The sequence below is a fragment of the Xinfangfangia pollutisoli genome, from assembly GCF_020179405.1.
Taxonomy (GTDB): Bacteria; Pseudomonadota; Alphaproteobacteria; order Rhodobacterales; family Rhodobacteraceae; genus Pseudogemmobacter; species Pseudogemmobacter pollutisoli.
Genome location: NZ_JAICBZ010000022.1, coordinates 1 through 14,565 on the forward strand (window position 1 = coordinate 1; position 14,565 = coordinate 14,565).

At 68.0% G+C, this 14,565-nt stretch carries 14 protein-coding genes; 7 read left to right on the forward strand and 7 right to left on the reverse strand.

Features of this window, described 5'->3' with window-relative positions; genetic code table 11:
- The first annotated feature begins 62 nt into the window (after positions 1–62).
- Positions 63–1,055 carry a tetraacyldisaccharide 4'-kinase gene (gene lpxK / locus K1Y73_RS08895; RefSeq protein WP_225027935.1) on the forward strand — a complete coding sequence of 331 codons (993 nt, stop codon included), beginning with the start codon at positions 63–65 and terminating at the stop codon, positions 1,053–1,055.
- A gap of 88 nt (positions 1,056–1,143) precedes the next feature.
- Here the strand turns inward: lpxK and dxs are convergent, their stop codons facing one another.
- From dxs to K1Y73_RS08925, 6 genes are all read right to left on the reverse strand, one after another.
- Complete coding sequence (gene dxs, locus K1Y73_RS08900; RefSeq protein ID WP_225027936.1) at positions 1,144–3,072, reverse strand: 1-deoxy-D-xylulose-5-phosphate synthase; 1,929 nt, start codon at positions 3,070–3,072, stop codon at positions 1,144–1,146.
- Between the two features lie 12 nt (positions 3,073–3,084).
- The gene (locus K1Y73_RS08905) at positions 3,085–3,954 is read right to left on the reverse strand and encodes a polyprenyl synthetase family protein (RefSeq protein ID WP_225027937.1); all 870 of its coding nucleotides are present in this window, start codon (positions 3,952–3,954) and stop codon (positions 3,085–3,087) included.
- Entirely contained in the window at positions 3,951–4,190 is a 240-nt protein-coding gene (locus tag K1Y73_RS08910) for an exodeoxyribonuclease VII small subunit (RefSeq protein ID WP_225027938.1), read from the reverse strand. The genes K1Y73_RS08905 and K1Y73_RS08910 overlap by 4 nt, the downstream gene beginning before the upstream one ends.
- A complete protein-coding gene (locus K1Y73_RS08915; protein WP_225027939.1) occupies positions 4,187–5,095 on the reverse strand; it encodes a histone deacetylase family protein in 909 nt (302 codons plus the stop codon). The genes K1Y73_RS08910 and K1Y73_RS08915 overlap by 4 nt, the downstream gene beginning before the upstream one ends.
- Positions 5,096–5,161: 66 nt before the next feature.
- Positions 5,162–5,869, reverse strand: a complete 708-nt coding sequence (locus K1Y73_RS08920; RefSeq protein ID WP_225027940.1) for a response regulator — start codon at positions 5,867–5,869, stop codon at positions 5,162–5,164.
- A gap of 13 nt (positions 5,870–5,882) precedes the next feature.
- On the reverse strand, positions 5,883–6,377 hold the full coding sequence (locus K1Y73_RS08925; RefSeq protein WP_225027941.1) for a MarR family winged helix-turn-helix transcriptional regulator: 495 nt from the start codon (positions 6,375–6,377) through the stop codon (positions 5,883–5,885).
- A gap of 140 nt (positions 6,378–6,517) precedes the next feature.
- Between K1Y73_RS08925 and K1Y73_RS08930 the strand changes: the two genes are divergently transcribed.
- Entirely contained in the window at positions 6,518–7,384 is an 867-nt protein-coding gene (locus K1Y73_RS08930; protein WP_225027942.1) for a branched-chain amino acid aminotransferase, read from the forward strand.
- A 64-nt stretch (positions 7,385–7,448) separates the two neighbouring features.
- On the opposite strand, the gene K1Y73_RS08935 is transcribed toward K1Y73_RS08930, so the two are convergent.
- Positions 7,449–8,165 (reverse strand): DUF1028 domain-containing protein, encoded by a 717-nt coding sequence (locus tag K1Y73_RS08935; RefSeq protein ID WP_225027943.1) that lies wholly within the window; start codon positions 8,163–8,165, stop codon positions 7,449–7,451.
- A 132-nt stretch (positions 8,166–8,297) separates the two neighbouring features.
- Between K1Y73_RS08935 and K1Y73_RS08940 the strand changes: the two genes are divergently transcribed.
- From K1Y73_RS08940 to K1Y73_RS08960, 5 genes are all read left to right on the forward strand, one after another.
- Entirely contained in the window at positions 8,298–9,881 is a 1,584-nt protein-coding gene (locus K1Y73_RS08940; RefSeq protein ID WP_225027944.1) for an ABC transporter substrate-binding protein, read from the forward strand.
- A gap of 61 nt (positions 9,882–9,942) precedes the next feature.
- Positions 9,943–10,890 (forward strand): ABC transporter permease, encoded by a 948-nt coding sequence (locus tag K1Y73_RS08945; protein ID WP_225027945.1) that lies wholly within the window; start codon positions 9,943–9,945, stop codon positions 10,888–10,890.
- Complete coding sequence (locus K1Y73_RS08950; RefSeq protein ID WP_225027946.1) at positions 10,887–12,767, forward strand: dipeptide/oligopeptide/nickel ABC transporter permease/ATP-binding protein; 1,881 nt, start codon at positions 10,887–10,889, stop codon at positions 12,765–12,767. The genes K1Y73_RS08945 and K1Y73_RS08950 overlap by 4 nt, the downstream gene beginning before the upstream one ends.
- The gene (locus tag K1Y73_RS08955; RefSeq protein WP_225027947.1) at positions 12,764–13,735 is read left to right on the forward strand and encodes an ABC transporter ATP-binding protein; all 972 of its coding nucleotides are present in this window, start codon (positions 12,764–12,766) and stop codon (positions 13,733–13,735) included. The genes K1Y73_RS08950 and K1Y73_RS08955 overlap by 4 nt, the downstream gene beginning before the upstream one ends.
- Positions 13,719–14,459, forward strand: a complete 741-nt coding sequence (locus K1Y73_RS08960) for a FadR/GntR family transcriptional regulator (RefSeq protein WP_225027948.1) — start codon at positions 13,719–13,721, stop codon at positions 14,457–14,459. Before K1Y73_RS08955 ends, K1Y73_RS08960 begins: the two co-directional genes overlap by 17 nt.
- Positions 14,460–14,565 lie beyond the last annotated feature (106 nt).

Consider the following 14,565-nt stretch of genomic DNA (forward strand, 5'->3'; position numbering starts at 1 on the left):
CCTGCGCGGCAGGAACGGGGGCGAAGGGGGCGGATCCGCGCCCTGACCGACGGGGCCGGCTGATGCGCCCGCCCGCTTTCTGGGACGCCCCGCCCGAAACTCCCGGCCTGACCGCGCGTCTGCTGGCGCCGCTGGGCGCGCTTTACGCCCGCGCCACGGCGCGGCGGCTGGCGCGCGGCACGCCCTACCGCGCCGCGGTGCCGGTGATCTGCATCGGCAATCTGAACGCGGGCGGCACGGGCAAGACGCCCAGCGCCATCGCGCTGACCGAGCGGCTTCTGGCCCGGGGCCAGCGGCCGATGCTGGTCTCGCGCGGCTATGGCGGCAGGCTGGAAGGCCCGCTGCAGGTCGACCCGGCCCGCCATTCCGCCGCCGATGTGGGGGATGAACCGCTGTTGCTGTCGGCCTTCGCGCCCACTTTCATCGCCCGCGACCGGGCGGCCGGGGTGCGCGCGGCCGAAGCGGCGGGGGCCAGCGTGATCCTGCTGGATGACGGGTTCCAGAATCCGGCCGTCGAGAAGGATCTGTCTTTGATCGTCGTCGATGCCGAGCGCGGCTTCGGCAATGGGCGCTGCCTGCCCGCGGGCCCGCTGCGCGAGCCGGTGGCAACGGGGCTGGCGCGCGCCGATGCGCTGCTGTCGATCGGCGGGGCCGAGGCGCAGACGGCCTTCGCCGCACGCTGGGGCAAGGCGATCGCCCTGCCGCATCTGACCGGCGCCTTGCGGCCCTTGCAGATGGGAATGGACTGGCAGGGCGAGCGGGTCGTGGCCTTTGCCGGCATCGGCCATCCCGAGAAATTCTTCGCCACCCTGCGCGGCGAGGGGGCCGTTCTGGTGCGCAAAGTGGCGCTGGACGATCACCAGCCGTTTTCCGAAGCCCTGCTGCGCCGGCTGGAGCATGACGCGGCCCAGGCAGGGGCGCAGCTGGTGACAACCGAGAAGGACGCGGCCCGCCTGCCCGCGGCCTTCCGGCCCAAGGTTCTGGCGCTGGTGGTGCGGTTGCAGATCGACGACTGGGCGCCGTTGGAGGCGATGCTGGACCGGCTGGGGCTGTAGCGCATCGGAGTTTTCGAAAACTCCGGTCCGTTCTCTTCGAAGAGAACGGACAAATTCCTTCAAAGGAATTTGCGCCCGCCCCCCTCGGTCAGGCGCGCCGTTCCAGCGTGGCGATGCCCAGCACCTCCAGCACCTTGGCCTCGATCTGCGGCGCCTCCATCCCGGCCACGCGATACATCGCCTCGGGGCTGGCCTGATCGATGAAGATATCGGGCAGAACCATGCTGCGGAATTTCAGCCCGCGGTCGAAGATGCCCGCCTCGGCCAGAAGCTGCGCGACCTGGCTGCCGAAGCCGCCCACCGCGCCTTCCTCGATGCAGATCAGCGCCTCATGTTCGGCCACCAGCCGCAGGATCAGATCGCGGTCCAGCGGCTTGGCAAAGCGCGCATCGGCCACGGTGGGCGCCAGACCGCGCGCCGCCAGCGATTCCGCGGCCTTCAGCACTTCGGCCAGGCGCGTGCCGAAGGACAGCACCGCCACCCGCGCGCCTTCGCGCATCACCCGGCCACGGCCGATTTCCAGCGGCACGCCGCGCGCCGGCATCTCGACCCCGCACCCTTCGCCGCGCGGATAGCGGAAGGCGATCGGCCCCTCATCCCAGGCCGCGGCCGTTGCCACCATATGGCGCAATTCGGCCTCATCGGCCGCGGCCATCACCACGATGCCCGGCAGATTGGCCAGGAAGGCCGTGTCAAACGCCCCGGCATGGGTTGCGCCATCGGCGCCCACCAGCCCGGCCCGGTCAATGGCAAAGCGCACCGGCAGGCGCTGGATCGCCACGTCATGCACGACCTGATCGTAACCGCGCTGCAGGAAGGTGGAATAAAGCGCGCAGAACGGCTTCAGCCCGCCCGCCGCCATGCCGGCGGCAAAGGTCACCGCATGCTGTTCGGCAATGCCCACATCGAACATCCGGCGCGGGAAGCGGGTTGCGAACAGGTCCAGCCCCGTCCCGTCCGGCATTGCCGCCGTGACGCCCACGATCTTCTCGTCGCGCTCGGCCTCTTGCAGCAGGCTTTCGGCGAAGACCTTGGTGTAGGAGGGCGCGTTCGAGGGCGTCTTCTTCTGCTCGCCGGTGACCAGATCGAACTTCGCCCGCGCATGGCCCTTGTCGGCCGACAGTTCGGCGGGCGCATAGCCCTTGCCCTTCTTGGTCAGCACATGGATCAGCATCGGCCCGGTGGCGCGTGCATGCACGGTGCGCAGAACCGGCAGCAACTGGTCCAGATCATGGCCGTCGATCGGCCCGACATAGGAAAAGCCCAGCGCCTCGAACAGGGTGCCGCCAACGGCCATGCCCTTCAGCATCTCTTTCGCCCGCCGCGCGCCATCCTGCAACGGCCCGGGCAGAAGTCCGACAAAGCCCTTGGCGACCTGTTTCAGGTCCTGCATCGGCGCTTCGGCGTAAAGCTTGCTCAGGTAAGACGACAGCGCCCCAACCGGCGGGGCGATCGACATTTCATTGTCGTTCAGGATGACGAACAGCCGCTTGCCCAGATGGCCGGCATTGTTCATCGCCTCAAACGCCATGCCCGCGCTCATGGCGCCATCGCCGATCACCGCCACGGCATCGCCCGGATCGCCGCCCAGATCGGCCGCCACCTTGAAGCCCAGCGCCGCCGAGATCGAGGTCGAGGAATGCGCCGCCCCGAACGGGTCATAGGGGCTTTCGCTGCGCTTGGTGAAACCCGACAGGCCCCCTTCCATCCGCAGGGTGCGGATGCGGTCGCGCCGCCCGGTCAGGATCTTGTGCGGATAGCACTGGTGGCCGACATCCCAGATGATCTTGTCGCGCGGCGCGTCAAACACGGCATGCAGCGCCACGGTCAATTCGACCACACCCAGCCCCGCGCCCAGATGGCCGCCCGTGACGGAAACGGCCGAAACCGTCTCGGCCCGCAATTCATCGGCCAGCTGCCGCAGCTCGCGGTCGGACAGCGCCTTCAGGTCGCCGGGGAAATGCACCCGGTCAAGCAGCGGTGTGGCGGGCAGCGGGGTGGCGGGGCGGTCGGCCATGGAGCCTCCAGTTCAGCTGTCGCGCGAGATAGAGAAACGCGCCGCCGCGATCAAGTAAGCTGCCGCTTCTCCGTAGGGTTCCAGCAGGCTTTCCGCCTGTTCGACCAGCGCCTCCGCCTGCACGCGCGCGCCGTCCAACCCCAGAAGCGAGACGAAGGTGGCCTTGCCCGCCGCCGCATCCTTGCCCAGACGCTTGCCGGCCGCCTGTTCCGAGCCGGTCACATCCAGAATGTCATCGGCGATCTGGAAGGCCAGGCCCAGCGCCTCGGCATAGGCGCGCAAGGGCGCCGGATCGGCCCCGGCCAGGATGGCGCCGGCCTCGGCGGAAAAGCGGATCAAGGCGCCGGTCTTGCCGGCCTGCAATTCCGTGATCTCGTCCAAGGACAGCGCGCGGCCGGCGGTTTCGGCGGCAATGTCCAGGGCCTGGCCCAGCACCATGCCCTGGGCGCCACTGGCCCGCGCCAGCCCGGCGACCAAGGCGATCCGCTGCTCGGCCCCGCCCAGCGCCGGATCTGCCAGCAATTCGAAAGCCAGGGTCTGCAGCGCGTCGCCGGCCAGAATCGCCGTGGCCTCGTCCCATTTCACATGCAGCGTGGGCTGGCCACGGCGCAGATCGTCATCATCCATCGCGGGCAGATCGTCATGCACCAGCGAATAGGCATGCAGGGCTTCCACCGCCGCCGCCGCCGAAACCGCCCGCTCGGCCGAGACGCCCAGCATCCGGGCCGATTCCAGCACCAGAAAGCCGCGCAGCCTTTTGCCGCCGCGCAGCGCATAGCGCATGGCATGGACGACCGGCTGATCCGGGAAATCCGCCAAAGCCTCATCCAGCCGCAGGGCGATCCGCTGGGCGTCGCCGGCCAGCCGTTCGGGAAAGCTCACAGCCCCTCCACCGGATCCGTGCCCACGGCACGGCCCTCGGCCAGGCGGATCTTCTCCACCTTCTCTTCGGCATCCTTCAGCCGTGCCGCGCAATGCGCCTTCAGCGCCGCGCCGCGCTCATACAGCGCGATCGACTGGTCCAGCGGCACATCGCCGCGTTCCAGCTGCCCGACCACGGTTTCCAGCGCGGCGAGCGCCTCTTCGAAGCTCATCTCCGCCACGGATTTCTCGCTCATGCCTCACGCCTCGCCATCTCGCCCACATAGGCGCCGGCACTTTCGGCCAGCGCCGCCAGATCATAACCGCCTTCCAGGGCCGAGACCACCCGCCCGCCGGACACTTCCCACAACCGCGCGGCCAGCCAGCGGAAATCCTCCGCCTCCCAGTCCAGCTGCGCCAAAGGATCGTCGCGATGCGCATCGAACCCGGCCGAGACGATCAGCAGCTCGGGCCGCCAGTCGGCCAGCGCCGGCAGGATCGCGCGCTCATAGGCGGCGCGCATCTGGGCGCCGCCTGTGCCGGGGCGCAGCGGCAGGTTCAGCATCTGGCCAAAGGCGCCGCGGTCCTCCGCCCCGCCGGTGCCCGGATAAAGCGGCATCTGATGCGACGAGGCGAACAGGCAGCGCTCTTCCTGCCACAGCAGATCCTGGGTGCCATTGCCATGATGCACGTCGAAATCGACCACGGCGACGCGCGACAGGCCGTGGTGATCCAGCGCCCGCTTCACCCCCACCGCGACCGAGCCGAACAGGCAGAACCCCATCGCACGCGCGGTCTCGGCATGATGGCCCGGTGGCCGTGCGGCCACGAAGGCCGCGCCGGCCTCGCCCGCGACCACCGCATCCACCGCCGCGCAAACCCCGCCCACCGCACGCAGGGCCGCCGCGAAAGACCCCGGCGCAAGAAAGGTGTCGCCATCCAGCTGCGCCCAGCCCTGATCCGGCACCGCGCCCTTCACCCGCGCCAGATAGGCGGCGGGATGGCAGCGCAGCACCTCGGCCTCGTCCGCCAGCGGACAGTCGCACCGCGCCAGCACGATCCCGGCCAGCCCGGCCTCGACCGCCGCCAGCCGCTCCACCCGCTCGGGGTGCCCCGGCGGCGTCACATGGCCCAGACAATCGGCATGGGAAAAAACCAGCACGTGCCGCCTTCCTCTCTGTCCAAATATCCCGGGGTCCGGGGCAGAGCCCCGGGCGCCTGCCGCCCCTCAATCCGGGGCGAGCATATAGCCTTCGCCCCGCACGGTCTGCAGATAGCGCGGCGCCTTGGGGTCGTCCTCGATCTTGCGCCGCAGGCGGGTGATCTGCACATCGACCGCGCGTTCCTGCGCCGCATCCTCGCGGCCCAGATCGGCAACCAGCCGTTCGCGGCTCATCGCAGCACCTGGCGCCGCCGCGAACAGCCGCATCAGCGCGGCCTCGGTCGCGGTCAGCCGGATCGGCGCCTCGCCGCGCCACAATTCGCCACGGTCCATGTCATAGCGCACCGCGCCCAGATGCAGCACCTTGGGCGCCGGTTCGGCGGCACGCGCCTGCGGCACCCGGCGCAGGATCGCATTGATCCGCAGCAGCAGTTCCTTCGGCTCGAAGGGCTTGACCAGATAGTCATCCGCCCCGGCCTCGAACCCCTCGATCCGGTTCGAGGTCTCGCCCTTGGCGGTCAGCAGCAGAATCGGCACCGCCATGACCTTGCGCAGATCGCGGGTCAGGCTGATGCCATCCTCGCCCGGCATCATCACATCCAGCACGATCAGATCGAAGTCCAGCCCGGCCAGCAGCCGCCGCGCCTGCGCCGCATCCTTGGCGACCGTGACCAGAAACCCGTTTCGGATCAGGAACTTCTGCAGCAGGCCCCGGATACGTTCATCATCATCGACGACCAGAAGGTGGGGCTCTGCCCCTGCCTGTCCCGACATCTCCGCCCCCTTCCTAGCCGCCATCCCTGAGCCGGTTGTATTGGCTGCGCATCTCGGGGTCCATCATCGCTTCCAGAACCTGCCGGAAGCCGGCCACCGCCGCCGGCCCCGCCGCGCGATAGGCCGCGCGCATCCGCGCCCGCTGCGCATCCGACAGGGCGCGTTCCAGCGCCTCGCCCTTCTCGGTCAGGAACAGGTGCCGCTCGCGCGCATCGGCCTTGCCCTTTTCGCTTTTCACATGCCCGTCGTCGATCAGCGTGCGCAGCACCCGGTTCAGCGACTGTTTGGTGACCCCCAGGATCGCCAGCAGGTTTGACACGGTGGTCCCGGGCGAGCGATGGATGAAATGCACCGCGCGGTGATGCGCGCGTCCGTAATCCAGGCCTTCCAGAATCCGGTCCGGGTCGGCGGTAAAGCCGCGATAGGCGAAGAACATCGCCTCGATGCCCTTGCGCAACTGTTCGTCGGTCAGAAAGAGAAGGCTTTCGCCTCCTGCCACTTCGGCCATGCCTGTCTCCTTTTCGAAAGGAATTTACGTCAGCCTTGTTGACTTTCCAAGTCATAAAGCGTAGCGAGTCGGCGCCTTGACGCAACTTCGTGTCCGATCCGGACCCAATCTGCGCAAGATTCGAAAATCAGGAGGCCGAGATGGCGGCATATGACGATCGTGACGGGTTCATCTGGATGGATGGCAAACTGGTGGAATGGCGGGACGCGAAGGTCCACCTTCTGACCCACGCTCTGCATTATGCCTCGGCCGTATTCGAGGGCGAGCGCTGCTACAGCGGCAAGATCTTCAAGGGGCATGAGCATTCCGAACGGCTGATCCGCTCGGGCAAGCTGCTGGACATGGACATTCCCTGGACCGCCGACGAAATCGACGCGGCCAAGGAAGCCACGCTGAAGGCCAATGGCCTGACCGACGCCTATATCCGCGCCATCGCCTTCCGCGGCGCGGGCGAGGAAATGGGGGTCGCCAGCCACGGCAACCCGGTGCGTCTGGGCATCGCCTGCTGGACCTGGGGCGCCTATTACGGCGACGCCAAGTTCAAGGGCGCGAAGCTGGACATCTCGAAATGGAAGCGGCCCTCGCCGGAAACCATTCCGTCCGAAGCCAAGGCCGCCGGCCTGTACATGATCTGCACCATGTCCAAGCACGCGGCCATGGCCAAGGGCTGCTCGGATGCGATGATGTTCGACTATCGCGGCTATGTGGCCGAGGCGACCGGGGCGAACATCTTCTTCGTCAAGGATGGCGAAGTGCATACGCCGCTGGCCGATTGCTTCCTGAACGGGATCACCCGGCAGACCGTCATCCAGATGATGAAGGACATGCAGATCAAGGTGCATGAGCGGCACATAATGCCGGAAGAGCTGGAAGGCTTCGAACAGTGCTGGCTGACCGGCACGGCGGCCGAGGTGACCCCGGTCGGCCAGATCGGCGACTATAATTTCGAAGTGGGCGAGCTGACCAAGCGCGTCGCCACCGCTTACGAAAAGCTCGTGCGCGCCTAAGGTCTTTGGCCGCGCCTGAAGGAACGGGGGTCTGCGCTGGCAGGCCCCCGTCTCATTTGCAGGCTCAGTCAGGCTGGCGCGGGGCCACGACCGGATCGGCGGCCAGGATCGCCCGGTCGGCACGGCAGGGGTCGGCAGCGACGGGCACGGCATGGGTCCAGGCGGCATAGCTGCCCGAGGTCGCGGCGCGGTGCAGCGCCTGCAGATCGGCCAGCGGATCTTCGGACAGGTCGATGCGCAGGCTTAACGGCGGGCGGCTTTCCGACAGGACCAGGATCGCCGCCGATTTCAGCCCCCGCACATCGCCCCCCATGGCCTGTGCCGCCTTCAGCGCCGCGATCAGCCGGGCGCCGGGGTCGGCTGCGGCATCGGGCAGGCTGTCATAGCCGTCGAACAGCGCCTGCAGCACCGCCGGACGGGCCAGGATATTGCCGGCCGCCACCCGCCCCGGCCGGGCAAGATGGGCGCAAAGCGGCAGGTTCTCGGCCCCGCTATGGCCGGCCGTGCCGCCCCGCATGTCCAGCGCCGACAATTGCCGCCAGGCGCGGTTGGGATCGGGGCCGACCACCTGCTGCACCGCCGCCTCGGCCGCCTCGCCCCTTCCCATCAGGTCCAGAACCGATTCCCCCCAGAAGGTGCTGGGCGCCGCACCCTGGCTGGCCGACAGACCAGCCCCCCAGCGCCCGCGCAACACCCATCCGCCCACGCAAAGCGAGCCGGTGGCGGCCGCTCCGGCCAGAATGCCTGTTTCCTCATCGCGGATCAGTAGCGAAAAAGTCATGTCTTTCCCAAGGCTTGGGCCGACACCCCCGGGATGCGGCGCATTTTGCCGGCCCAGATTACGCAAAAACCCTATCGCTTTCAATTTATCATGATAAATTTACCGAAAACACCATGCCAACAGGAGATCCCCATGCTTTCCGCCCGTCTGTCGCGCCGCGCGCTTCTGTCGGCCAGTGCCGCCGGCCTTGCCCTTGTCAGCCTTGGCCTGCGCAGCGCCGCGCTGGCCCAGACGCCTCCGGGCGTGCTGATCCTGGGTCAGGTGGCCGAACCCAAGACGCTGGACCCGCAGGCCGCCACCGCGGCCAATGATTTCCGCATCTCGGCCAATCTGTTCGACGGGCTGGTGCGGTTTCGCGACGGCACGCTGGAGGTGGAGCCGGCGCTGGCCGAACGCTGGGAAATCTCCGACGATGGCAAGACCTATACGTTCCATCTGCGGCCGGGGCTGACCTTCCACGATGGCAGCGCCTGCGATGCCGAGGCGGTGAAATTCACCTTCGAGCGGATGCTGAAGGAAGATCACCCCTATGCGAAGACCGGCCCCTTCCCGCTGGCCTTCTTCTTCTCGTCGGTCACCGCGATCGAAGCGCCCGATGCGACCACGGCGGTCTTCACCCTGTCCGAACCCTACGCGCCCTTCCTGGCCAATCTGGCCACGCCGACGGGCTATATCGTCTCGCCCGCCGCCGTGGCCCAGCATGGCGCCGATTTCGGCCGCGCGCCTTCGGGCACGGGGCCGTTCAAATTCGCCGAATGGCGCGCGAATGAGATGGTCGCGATCGAGAAGAACCCCGATTACTGGGATGGGCCGGCGGCGGCCGAGGCGATCGTGTTCCGCCCGCTGACCGATGCAAACACCCGCACCGCCGAGATGCTGGCGGGGGGCCTCGACATCATGGTCGAAGTGCCGCCGGTGACCCTGTCGCAATTCAGGACCGACGCTTTCCGCATCGTCGAGGCCGCCGGCGCGCATCTGTGGTTCCTGATCCTGAACTGCAAGGATGGCGCCTTTGCCGACAAGCGTGTGCGCCAGGCCGCGAATTACGCGGTGAACAAGGAGGCCCTGGTGAATGACGTGCTGGAAGGCACGGCCACCGTCGCCGCCGGGCCGACGCCCGCGGCCTTCAACTGGGCGGTGAACCCCGATGTGGCGCCCTATCCCTACGATCCCGAAAAGGCCAAGGCGCTGCTGGCCGAAGCCGGGCAGCCCAACCCGAAAGTGACCTTCTTCGTCACCGAAGGCGGATCGGGCATGCTGGACCCGGTGGCGATGGGCACGGCCATTCAGGCCGATCTGGCGGCGGTGGGCTTTGACGTCACGATCCAGACCTATGAATGGAACACCTTCCTGGATCAGGTGAACCCCGGCCTGTCGGGCAAGGCCGACATGGCGGAAATGGCCTGGATGACCAATGACCCCGACACCCTGCCCTATCTGGCGCTGCGCAGCGAGGCCTGGCCCGAGAAGGGCGGCTTCAACTCGGGCTATTACGCCAATCCGCAGGTGGACGATCTGCTGAACCGCGCCCGGATTTCGACCAGCCAGGACGAGCGCGCCGATCTGTACAAGCAGATGCAGGTTCTGGTGCATGACGATGCGCCCTGGCTGTTCGTGGCGAACTGGAAGCAGAATGCCGTCTCGACCGCCGCGGTATCGGGGCTGGCACTGCAGCCCTCGTTCCTTTTGACGCTGAAGGATGTGGCCAAGGCCTGAGCAATCGCCGCAACATGGGACGGGGGGCGCAGGCGCCGCCCGTCCGGCAGAAGGGGGCCTGATGGGGCGCTATATCCTGTACCGGCTGATCTCGGCCGTGCCCGTGGTTCTGGGCATCACCGTGATCGTCTTCTTCATCATGTCGCTGATCCCAGGCGATCCGGCGACGGCGATTCTGGGCGCCTATGCCTCGCCCGAGAATGTGGCGAAGCTGAACCGCGACCTTGGCCTAGACCGGCCCATGGTGGCGCGCTACTTCATCTGGCTGGGCAATCTGCTGACCGGCGATTTCGGCCGGTCGTTTTCCTTGAACCGCCCGGTGCTGGACGAGATCACCGAGAGGTTTTCGGCCACGCTGGTTCTGGCGGGCGTGTCGCTGGTGCTGTGCGCGGTGATCGGCATCGCGGCCGGCGTGGTTTCCGCCGCGCGGCAATTCGGCTGGCAGGACAAGGCGATCACCTTCGCCGTGCTGATCGGCATCTCGGTGCCCTCGTTCTTCCTGGGCATGCTGTTGATCCTGACATTCGCGGTGAACCTGCGCTGGCTGCCGGTGTCGGGCATGTATGAAATCTACGGCGGGCGCACGCTGTGGGATCTGGCCCGCCATCTGGTTCTGCCCGCAACCGCGCTGGCGGCCGTGGCAACCGGCGTCGTCGCCCGCCTGTCGCGCAGCGCGATGCTTGAGGTTCTGCGGCAGGATTTCATCCGCACGGCGCGGGCCAAGGGCGTGGCCGAGCGCGGGGTGATCTGGCGCCATGCGCTGCGCGCGGCCATGGTCTCGATCATCCCGGTTCTGGGGATTCAGGCCGGCTTCGTGCTGTCGGGCGCCGTCTATGTCGAGGTCGTGTTCCAATGGCCGGGCGTCGGCCGGATGCTGGTCGAGGCGATCCTGAAGCGCGACCTGCTGCTGGTTCAGGGCGGCGTGACCTTCGTGGCCGCCTGCTATGTGCTGTTCAACATCCTGGTGGATGTGGCGCAGTCGCTGATCGACCCGAGGATCAAGGCATGAGGCGCGCGGGCCCCTTTCTGGCGCTGGTCTTCCGCAACCGGCTGGCGGGGTTTGGCGCGGTGGTGCTGGCGGTGATCGTGATCCTGTGCCTGATCACGCCGCTGCTGCCGCTGCTGCCGCCCAATGTCACCGATACGCCGAACAAGTTCCTGCGCCCGCTGTCGGAAGGCCATCTGCTGGGCACCGACCATCTGGGCCGCGATATCCTGTCGCGGCTGCTGTGGGGCACGCGCCTGTCGCTGGCGGTGGGCTTTGCCGCGGCGCTGGTGGCGGCCGGGTTCGGCACGTTGATCGGGGTGACGGCGGGCTATTTCGGCGGCCGCACCGACAATGTGCTGATGCGGCTGATCGACATGATCATGGCCTTTCCTTACATCCTTCTGGCGCTGGCCATCGTGGCCGCGCTGGGCCCCGGTATGCTGAACGCGCTGATCGCGGTGGCCGCGGTGAACGTGCCCTTCTTTGCCCGCAACATCCGCGGCCTGTCGGCTGGGCTGGCCGCGCGCGAATTCATCGACGCGGCCCGCCTGTCGGGCCAGGGCCATACGCGCATCATCCTTACCGAGCTTCTGCCCAATGTCCTGCCGGTGATCACCGTTGCCGTTTCCACCACGATTGGCTGGATGGTCCTGGAAACCGCCGGTCTGTCCTTCCTGGGTCTGGGCAGCCAGCCGCCGCAGGCCGATCTGGGATCCATGCTGGGCGAGGCGCGGGCGGCCTTTCTGACCGCGCCGCATGTGATGGTGGTGCCCGGCCTGACGATCTTTCTGATCGTGATGTCGATCAACCTGCTGGGCGACGGCTTGCGCGATGCGCTGGACCCGCGCCTGCGGTCAGGCGCCCTGGCCCGGCCCGCGCCGGTGACGCTGATCCGTCGCGACGGCCCCGCGCCTGTGGCTGAACACCCCGAGGCCGCGCTGGAGATTCAGGCGCTGTCCACGCGGTTCGAGGTGGGCGCGCGGGTCTACAAGGCGGTCAGTGACGTGTCGCTGACGCTGGGCCGCGGCGAATGTCTGGGGCTGATCGGCGAATCGGGCAGCGGCAAATCGGTGACCGCGCTGTCGGTGACCGGGCTGGTCGCCTCGCCCCCCGGGGTGATCACCAAGGGCGCGGTGCGGCTGTCGGGCACCGATCTTCTGTCGCTTCCCTATCGCGATCTGCGCGACCTGCGCGGACGGCGCATCGCCTATATCTTCCAGGATCCGCTGTCGACACTGCATCCGCTGTATCGTGTGGGCGAACAGATGGTCGAGGCGATCCGGGTGCATCGAAAGATGCCCCTGGCCGAGGCGCGGGCGCAGTGCATCGCGCTGCTGCGCACCGTGCGGATCCCGAATCCCGAAAGCCGGTTCGATGCCTATCCGCATGAAATGTCGGGCGGGATGCGCCAGCGGATCGGGATTGCCATGGCGCTGGTCAATGACCCCGAGGTGATCATCGCCGATGAGCCGACGACGGCGCTGGACGTGACCGTGCAGGCGCAGGTTCTGGCGCTTCTGGATGAACTCCGGCGCGACCGCGGCCTGTCGATCCTGTTCATCACCCATGATTTCGGCGTCGTGGGGCAGATCTGCGACCGGGTGGCGGTGATGTATGCGGGCCGGATCGTGGAAGAAGGCCCGACCGCCCAGGTTCTGGCCGCGCCCGCGCATCCCTATACCAGCCGCCTGATCGCCAGCCTGCCCGCGCCCGGCGCCGGCAAACGGCGGCTGGTGTCGATCCCCGGCCTGCCCCCGGCCGTGGACCGCCTGCCACCCGGCTGCGCCTTCGCCCCGCGCTGCCACCGGGCGCAGCAAGATTGCAGCGCCGGCGACATCGCCCTGACCCACCAGGGCAAGCGCGCCCTGCGCTGCCTGCACCCCGAGGCCACGGCATGACCCCCGCCCTGCAGATCGACGGCCTGTCAAAGGCCTTTCCCGCCGGCCGGGGCCTGTTCCGCGCCGCGCGCGCGCAGGTTCAGGCGCTGCATCCGATCTCGCTTTCGGTGCAACCGGGCGAGACGCTGGGCATCGTCGGCGAATCCGGCTGCGGCAAGACCACGCTGGCGCGGATGCTGGTCGGGCTTTTGAAACCCTCGACCGGCACGATCCTGATCGAGGGGAAGCCCTTCGACACCCGTGACCGCCGCATCTCAAGCCAGCAGATCCAATATGTGTTCCAGGATCCGATCTCGTCGCTGAACCCGCGCAAGACCATTCGCCAGACCATGGAAACCCCGTTGCGGGTGCTGTTCGGCATGGATCAGGCCGCGCGCCGCGCCCGCATTGATGAGGTGTTCGAGGCGGTGAACCTGCGCCCCGAATTCCTGGACCGCTACCCGCATGAATTTTCCGGCGGCCAGGCCCAGCGGATCGGCATTGCGCGCGCGCTGCTGGCACGGCCGAAGATCATCGTGCTGGACGAACCCGTCTCGGCGCTGGATGTCTCGGTCCAGGCGCAGGTCCTGAACCTGCTGGCCGATCTGAAGGCGGAATACGGGCTGACCTATCTGTTCATCAGCCACGATCTGGCGGTGGTCGAGGCGGTATCCGACCGGGTGGCGGTGCTGTATTTCGGCGCCGTGGTGGAACTGGGCCCGGCCGAGGCGATCTTTGCCCGCCCGACCCATCCCTATACGCGGCTGCTGGCGCAATCGGCCCCGGCGCCGGGCCGGCCGCTGTTGCGTCGCGATCCGGCGCCGGCGGAATTGCCCGACCCGCTGCATCCGCCGCTGGGTTGCGCTTTTGCGGCCCGTTGTCCAAAGGTAACCCAGATCTGCCGCCAGTCGGCCCCCGCGCTGCGCGCAACCGGAGAGACCCAGCTTGCCGCCTGTCACCACCCGGACGGCCTTGGCGACCAGGCGTAACGGCGCCCGCACCGAACAGGTGGCCGAGCATCTGAAGGCCTATATCGTGGCGCAGGGGCTGCGGCCGGGCGACCGTCTGCCCTCGGAGGCCGCGCTGATCGCCGCCCTGGGCATGTCAAAGGGCACGGTGCGCGAGGCGACGCGGATGCTGGCCGCGCAGGGGCTGATCCGCACCCGGACGGGGCCCGGCGGCGGGGCCTTCGTCGATGACATCACCGCCGATCACGCTATGGCGATGCTGGCGAATTTCTTCTATTTCCGCGATCTGTCGGTGGCCGACCTGTATCAGCTGCGCATCCAGCTGGAACCCGAAGTCGCGGCGATGATGGCCGGCCGCGTTCCGGCCGAGGCCATGGCGCGGTTTCGCGCGGAAACCACGCGATTCGACCATCCGCCGCGCGATGCCGAAGAGGAACGCGCCCAGCATGTCGCCTCGCTGCAGTTCCACCGCGATCTGGCGGCGCTGTGCCCGAACCCGCTTCTGGCCTTCGTCGTGGGCTTCATCGCCAAGATCCTAAGCGATCTGACGGTGATCCGGCGCCTGTACGAACCGCACAGCCGGGCGCTGTGGCAGCAGGGCCATGATCACCATGCAAGGCTGCTGGATGCGCTGGAACATGGCACGCCCGAAACGGCGCGGGCGGTGATGCGCCAGCACATGGAGGCGGCTTTCGGCCTGATGGCGGAGCAGGAGATCCGGGTGGCGCGCGGCGTGCTGGAATAGGCCGGGCGAAGGCGGGCCCGGCCGGCCTGCTGCGCCCGTCCTTCCGCGCGCGTCCCGGGGCCCGAACAGACAAAAGCCGCGCAACCCTTGGGGATTGCGCGGCTTT